Consider the following 6,533-nt stretch of genomic DNA (forward strand, 5'->3'; position numbering starts at 1 on the left):
GTGAGCTGCTTTGCTCACACAAGCGGGTGGGTCAGCATTCGATGGAAATCTCGGGGGTGCGGACGAAAACTTGGACTACCAGGAGGTAGTTCATGTATTCCTACGAAGATCGAATCCGAGCCGTTGAGCTCTACATCAAGCTGGGCAAGCGCGTCAGGCCCACCATACGGCAGCTGGGCTATCCGACGAAGAATTCTTTGAAGGGTTGGTACAACGAGTACCAGTTCAAGCTCGACTTGTCCGCTGGCTACGCAGGCCGTAAACCGAAGTTCTCGCAGGCGCAGAAGGCTGCAGCCATCGAGCACTACCTCACCCATGACCGGTGTATCGCGGCCACCATGAGGGCGCTGGGCTACCCCGGTCGTGGGACGCTTACCAAGTGGGTGCGTGAGGCATTCCCTGAGGCCAGGAGGGCTGTCGTTGGCAATGTGGGCCAACGAAGGTATCCCGAGTCCTTGAAGCAAGCGGGAGTGATGGAGCTTTGCACCCGGCAGGAAAGTGCACAGGCTGTTGCCGACAGGCTCGGCGTGTGCCGACCAACGTTGTACAACTGGAAGAACCAGCTTCTGGGGCGTGAGGCACCCGCATCAATGAAACACACCGATCGATCACCGCAGGCGCAAGAGCGCGAAGAGCTCGAGCGCCAGGTTGAAATACTGCGCCACGAAGTCAGGCAACTGCGCCTTGAGCAGGACCTCTTGAACAAGGCCAACGAACTGTTAAAAAAAGGCCTGGGCGTCGATCTGCAACTCCTGTCCAACCGGGAGAAGACACTGCTGATTGACGCCCTCAGGGAGCACTATGGCCTGCCAGAGCTCCTTGCACAGTTGGGTCTTGCGCGTAGCTCGTACTTCTACCATCGGGCCCGCGCGGCAATCGGAGACAAGTACGTGAGGGTGCGCCAGTCCATCACCGAGATCTTCGAGTCCAATCACCGCTGCTATGGCTACCGCAGGCTGCAAGCCTCACTGGCCAGAGAGCAAGGCCCGATCTCCGAGAAGGTGATACAGCGGCTGATGAAGCAAGAGAGCCTGGTCGTTGCAAAACCCAAGAGGCGTCGGTATGCGTCTTACCTGGGCGAGATCAGCCCGGCACCAGAGAACATCATCAACCGTGACTTCCAGGCAGCAGCCCCCAACAAGAAATGGCTGACCGACATCACGGAGTTCCAGATCCCTGCAGGCAAGGTCTACCTGTCGCCGATCATCGATTGCTTCGACGGGATGGTGGTGAGCTGGACCATCGGCACGAGTCCGGATGCAGAGCTGGTCAACACCATGCTGGATGCAGCCATCGAGACCGTCACAGAGACAAGCGATCGACCAGTGGTCCACTCAGACCGCGGAGGTCACTACCGCTGGCCTGGCTGGCTATCCAGAATGAGCGAGGCCAAGCTCACCCGCTCGATGTCCCGCAAGGCCTGCTCGCCTGACAACGCAGCGTGCGAGGGCTTCTTCGGTCGGTTGAAGAATGAACTGTTCTATCCTCGGGACTGGAAGAGCGTCACAGTTGAGCAGTTCATTGAGGTGCTCGACGACTACATCCGTTGGTACAACGAGAAGCGGATCAAGATCTCCCTGGGGGCCCTCAGCCCGATCGAATACCGGGTGAGCCTTGGACTTGCGGCATAAAACCAGTCCAAGTTTTTATCCGCACCCCCCTCGGGTCAGAGATCAGTGGAACTCAACAATCGATACTGTTCTTTAGTGCGTTTATCGGCTTTATTGGAGCAGATATGAAGCCGAAATATCTACTCACCCAAGACCGATGAGTTCAAAAACGTGACGCCTCCCCTGAATCCGGTCAGTTCAAAACTGGGATCGGGCAGGTCACGGCCTTGTTGACGGGCATCAGTTCAGTACCTGAGCGGTCCATGGCACTCGGTTCTGGCGCCGCAAATACTTACAGGTGCGAGCTTGACCAGACCGCTGGAGTCATTCAGGATTTTCTGTTGATACTTTGTGAGTATCTATTTGGCGGTGCCGGCGTCGATGCAGCGAGTTGAGAGGGGTTTCGAGGTCGTTCCCACAGTGACTGCAGCGAGCGTATGTGGCGGTGAGATATCCCCTGATTCAGGGGATATGTCTGTGGAAAACCATGCGCGCTTCGTCGCAGACCCTTATGCGGCGGGTGTATTAACGCAATGCCATCGAAATGTGCAATCGAGAGCTGCTGGAAGCACCTCAGGCATCCCGTTTAACCCGGCCGGCATGCCCCCCGCCCCGGGCAGACGCTTGAATAGGTCGCTATGCAAAACTGATCTCGTCAATGTGGAGATCGTCACGCGCAAGAAGGTCCACATGGTGCTCACGCAGCGCTTCGAGCGCGCGCCTCAGGATCTGGCCCACAACCTTGCCCACGAGTCTGAGCAGACTGAGATGGAGTTGGTCGAAAGAACATGTGATACGTTCCATAGCGGGCACCAAACCTCCTGCGCATGGCTCTGCCCCACATCTATCGCATGAGGTCTTATCTGGCCGAAGCGACATTGACATCGACGCCGGCGCCAGCCATCTTGTCACGTTGTACACATTGATCCATGGTCAGTAAGAAGCGAAACAAGCCATTTGTGCCACGGTGGAAACCCGCCACCAACACTTTCGAACTCGCCGCGACAAGAGCGGCCAAGATTGATCCAGCGACCCTCACCGGCTTGGCAGAGTCGCTGAAGCGGTCATGTGGCGACCTGACTGTCCCCGAGAAGTCAGCGATGTCGTGGCAGGATCTACGCTTGGCGGTGGTGGTCTCTCGACGGGTAGAGCGCATGGGCGTGGTGAAAGGGCTCACGTCCATATTGGATGCAGCCTTCGAGGCGTTGGAGTCGATTCGTGTGCGCTGCACGGTCACTGGCGCTTGGCGCTACTGCCAACCCAAGACTGAGGAGATCGCCGCGATCGTCGAGATGTGCGAAATTCATGCTTTTCAGCTGCGCCAGATCAGCAGCCGTGAGTTTGAACTGATCTTTCTGCAGTCACGAGAAGACTCCAAGCGGTTGCCCCAGATTCATTTCCTTGGTGAGCCCGCTGCGAAGGGGGGAGAAACGTCTAACAGCCCCTCAAGCCAAGACTAGAAATTCACATCCCCCTCTACATTCGCAGAGAGAGATTCTCGGTCGTTGACGGCTTGTGCATGCACGTTCCCACTTGCGGTTCCGCGCACTTGGGCAGTCCGATGCGGGCTACCAGGGTGTGGGCAAGCGTCGATGCGACAGATTGATTGACGTCGCGGGGCGCTCCAGGAGGAAAATCGTTAGCATGACCCAAAAAGCAAGTCGGCAGGAGGTGCCTCGCCCCGCTTCGCGGCTGCGGGATCGCGGCGTTTCATCCCGGGCACGCGCTGGAGAACCTGCTAAATCGGTTCGATCCAAAGCTGCACAGCGCAGAGTTGATGGCTTGGCGTCCTCTTGGGGTTGAGGAGTCGCCATGACCACGAAGGAGGAGCGCCGCGATGCGATGGCCCAGTCTCTTACGACACGTGGATTGCGGGCCATGAACCCACGCCACGATTTCTGGCGGACGCCGCGGCGGTGGTTGAGGGCACGATGACATATGACCAGGCCATTTGCGACAGCGCGGCAAGGGCGCGCTGTCGCAATGGATAGGAGCTGCCCCAAGTTTTCCAAGGCATAGAGAGCCGGTCGTGTGAGCTATCGGGAGGGGGCCGACTCCGCGTGGCCGACTGAATGCCCGCATAAAGTAAGCCATCCTTAGTGACTTTGACGCTTATGAGCTAAAACTGGCCGTATCCCGGCTTGACCTCCTATGGGGGTCATCTTTCTTGATCTGAGGCCTATAGTGGGTCATGGTTGCTTGCACGCGCCCCCTCATCCCCGTACTGACCGCCTGTGCACTGCTGCTGCCCCCCTCGACCAGCAGCAGCGAGAGCGTGCTGGTCAGCTTGGAAAAGTCCAGCACCGAGTTAGAACTCCGCATCATCATCCCTCAGTTCATACGCGTGCTGGAAAACAGCCACCCCGTGGTGCTGGACGCCGATGCCGATGGTGACTGGAGCGCCCAGCAGCGGCTGGTGGTGGTGTCCAACATGAAGCGCGGCTTCTGCGTCACCTTGCGCATGAGCGCTCCCGAGGTCGACGCCTGGCGCCTGCACACGCCGCAAAGCGGCGGCATCACGCTCGATGCGATGCACGACGGCTACCGCCTGTGCACGCCGCGCCCGGGTCGCTACACGCTGGTGCTGCAACACGAGTTCGAGGCGACGGCGCAAAGGTCCACCACCGGCGCGCTGCGTTGGCCGGTGCGGACCGACATCACGGCACTCTGAGCATCGAACTGTCGCGCGAGCTTCCGAGTTCCGAGTAGAAATTCATGATCGGAATGCGGCTCATGGATGGGGATGAAGCAGGAACGCCGAACCCCTCAGTACACAACGAGGCTTGAGGATGTGCCGGTGGCGAGGGCGTGATCAAGGACAATTCGCATACCCCCACCCGTATGACGCCCACCGTGAACTTTCCTCCAGGGCATCCGACGCTGCTACGACACCCAGTGCCGGATGGGATTCCATTCCCGGTGGAGACCGTGCTCGAACTGCCTGCGGTAGCCTATGAAGTGGAGCAGCGAGACGACTGGTGGATTGTGAGGGTCGTGGTCACCGGTGAAGCCGTTTACCAAGGTCCGGGTCCGGTTGATGTTTTCGTATCCGAAGCGCCATTTTGATGACTGAACATCCGACGTTACTGTGGCATCCCAAACCTGATGGCGTGAACAGCTACCGCGAGACGCCCCTACCGCTGGAGCCTCACGAATACCACGTCATCGAGGTGCACGACTGGTGGATTGTGATCGTGATTGTCAACGGTGAGATGGTGTACGAAGGCGCGGGTCCAGTGAAGGTTTATCGTTCACCAACGCCCTTTTAGAGCAGGGGCTAGAGGGATCATCCGTAGTTCGAACGCCCTTCACCTCTTGGCGGGGATGATGATGTCCTGCACGTTCTTCTCCACCACCGAGCACGCCGAGCAACCACCCCAAACTTTTGAGAATCAAACCAGTAACCGTCCACTGAAGTGGGTCAACTCCAATACACGTCAGGGACGGAGAATCGGCCTGGGGAAATGCTGATCATTCGGCGTCGGCGGGCACGGCCGGTGCATGCGTGAATTGCCCGAGGTTTGGCTTTCGGCGAGTTGACGGCGGTATGCCTAAACGGGCATAATTGAGGCGATGTTGAAGCAAGCGCGCAAACCCATCAAATGGGTCAGCTCCGCCAAGCGCGATCTGGATGCCATGCCAGAGGATGTCAAAGACGTCTTCGGCCATGCCATCGACTTGGCGCAAGCCGGCGGCAAGCACCAGGATGCCAAGGCCATGACGGGTTTCGGCTCGGCCGGTGTGCTGGAGGTGGTCGAGGACCACCAGGGAGACACCTACCGGGCTGTCTACACCGTCAAGTTCGCCGGCTGGGTCTATGTTCTGCACTGCTTCCAGAAGAAATCCAAAAGCGGCATCGCAACGCCCAAGCCAGATATGGACCTGATCAATATCCGCCTGAAGGCCGCAAAGCAAGATTTCGAGGTATGGTTGGCACAGCAAGGAGTACGCAAATGAATGCACACAACGACATCACCATTGAAGAAGGTGGCACGAATGTCTACGCCGACCTGGGTTACACCGACGCGGCCGAGATGGCGCGCAAATCCCAGCTGGCCGGTGAGATCGCGCGCGCGATCAAGGCACGCCGCCTGACGCAAGAGGATGCTGCGACGCTGCTGGGCATCGATCAATCCAAGGTCTCGCGCATCACACGCGGCCAATTCCGCGGCGTCAGCGAAGCCAAGCTGCTGGAACTGGTGGCCAGGCTGGGTCACGATGTGAAGATCGTGGTCGGCCCGGTGCGCCGCCGCGCCGGCAAGATCGAGTTGCAGTTTGCCTGAGCTCGCCCCGCAGCATCAGGCTCAACCCAATTTGCGACACGCTTGCCTGTCAGCTGTTGCTCGCATGTGGACCGGTGAGCTGCTGTTGGCGTCGGCGGTGCCCGATGCGATGGCCGCTGCCGTCATAACATCGGTCGACGCCAATCCTCCTGACGGGAAAGCAGCCTGACGACCGTCACATGACCCGTGTTGCCCAATACATCGAGGCCGCCGAGCGCGACAACACGCGCAGGAGTTACGCCTCCGCAATTCGCCATTTCGAGATCGAGTGGAAGGGCCTACTGCCTTCCACGGCCGACGCCATCTCCCGCTACTTGGCCGACCATGCGGCGACCCTGGCCATCAACACGCTGCGCCAGCGGCTGGCCGCGCTGTCCCGCTGGCATACCGATCAAGGTTTCCCCGACCCCACGAAGTCGCCGCTGGTACGCCAGGTACTCAAAGGCATCCGCTCCGTCCACTCCGCGCCAGAAAAGCGCGCGCGCCCGCTGGAACTGGCGGTGCTCCAGCAGATCGATCAGTGGCTCGACGCTGCCATCAGCAATGCCCAGCGCTCCGGTGACCAGCCGGCTTTGCTTCGCCACGCGCGCAACCGCAGTCTGATGCTGCTGGGGTTCTGGCGCGGATTCCGCTCCGACGA

Annotated in this window: 8 protein-coding genes and 1 pseudogene; all 9 read left to right on the forward strand. The window is 59.3% G+C overall.

All coding sequences use genetic code 11. From position 1 onward, the window contains the following. Positions 1-92: 92 nt before the first annotated feature. Positions 93-1,631 carry an IS3 family transposase gene (locus Q1W68_RS14245; RefSeq protein ID WP_300716970.1) on the forward strand — a complete coding sequence of 513 codons (1,539 nt, stop codon included), beginning with the start codon at positions 93-95 and terminating at the stop codon, positions 1,629-1,631. Positions 1,632-2,539: 908 nt separating this feature from the next. Next, positions 2,540-3,070 (forward strand): hypothetical protein, encoded by a 531-nt coding sequence (locus tag Q1W68_RS14250; RefSeq protein ID WP_300651523.1) that lies wholly within the window; start codon positions 2,540-2,542, stop codon positions 3,068-3,070. An 815-nt stretch (positions 3,071-3,885) separates the two neighbouring features. Next, complete coding sequence (locus Q1W68_RS14255) at positions 3,886-4,281, forward strand: hypothetical protein (protein ID WP_300651525.1); 396 nt, start codon at positions 3,886-3,888, stop codon at positions 4,279-4,281. A gap of 72 nt (positions 4,282-4,353) precedes the next feature. Then, the gene (locus Q1W68_RS14260; protein WP_300651537.1) at positions 4,354-4,422 is read left to right on the forward strand and encodes a DUF4113 domain-containing protein; all 69 of its coding nucleotides are present in this window, start codon (positions 4,354-4,356) and stop codon (positions 4,420-4,422) included. Beyond that, positions 4,419-4,676, forward strand: coding sequence for a hypothetical protein (locus tag Q1W68_RS14265; RefSeq protein ID WP_300651528.1), 258 nt, complete (start codon positions 4,419-4,421; stop codon positions 4,674-4,676). The genes Q1W68_RS14260 and Q1W68_RS14265 overlap by 4 nt, the downstream gene beginning before the upstream one ends. 44 nt (positions 4,677-4,720) lie before the next feature. Next, positions 4,721-4,879 (forward strand): hypothetical protein, encoded by a 159-nt coding sequence (locus Q1W68_RS14270; protein WP_300651530.1) that lies wholly within the window; start codon positions 4,721-4,723, stop codon positions 4,877-4,879. A 304-nt stretch (positions 4,880-5,183) separates the two neighbouring features. Next, complete coding sequence (locus Q1W68_RS14275) at positions 5,184-5,567, forward strand: type II toxin-antitoxin system RelE/ParE family toxin (RefSeq protein ID WP_300651532.1); 384 nt, start codon at positions 5,184-5,186, stop codon at positions 5,565-5,567. Next, the gene (locus Q1W68_RS14280; protein ID WP_300651534.1) at positions 5,564-5,893 is read left to right on the forward strand and encodes a helix-turn-helix transcriptional regulator; all 330 of its coding nucleotides are present in this window, start codon (positions 5,564-5,566) and stop codon (positions 5,891-5,893) included. The genes Q1W68_RS14275 and Q1W68_RS14280 overlap by 4 nt, the downstream gene beginning before the upstream one ends. Positions 5,894-6,072: 179 nt before the next feature. Further along, a pseudogene (locus Q1W68_RS14285) lies at positions 6,073-6,533 on the forward strand (Tn3 family resolvase); the annotation flags it as partial.

Source organism: Hydrogenophaga sp. (genome assembly GCF_030158645.1).
In the GTDB taxonomy this organism is placed as follows: domain Bacteria; phylum Pseudomonadota; class Gammaproteobacteria; order Burkholderiales; family Burkholderiaceae_C; genus Hydrogenophaga.

Excerpts from the sequence above, each read along its gene's own strand:
- Q1W68_RS14280 (WP_300651534.1), top strand. The coding sequence starts at position 5,564 with ATGAATGCACACAACGACATCACCATTGAAGAAGGTGGCACGAATGTC.
- Q1W68_RS14245 (WP_300716970.1), top strand. The coding sequence starts at position 93 with ATGTATTCCTACGAAGATCGAATCCGAGCCGTTGAGCTCTACATCAAG.
- Q1W68_RS14275 (WP_300651532.1), top strand. The coding sequence starts at position 5,184 with ATGTTGAAGCAAGCGCGCAAACCCATCAAATGGGTCAGCTCCGCCAAG.
- Q1W68_RS14250 (WP_300651523.1), top strand. The coding sequence starts at position 2,540 with ATGGTCAGTAAGAAGCGAAACAAGCCATTTGTGCCACGGTGGAAACCC.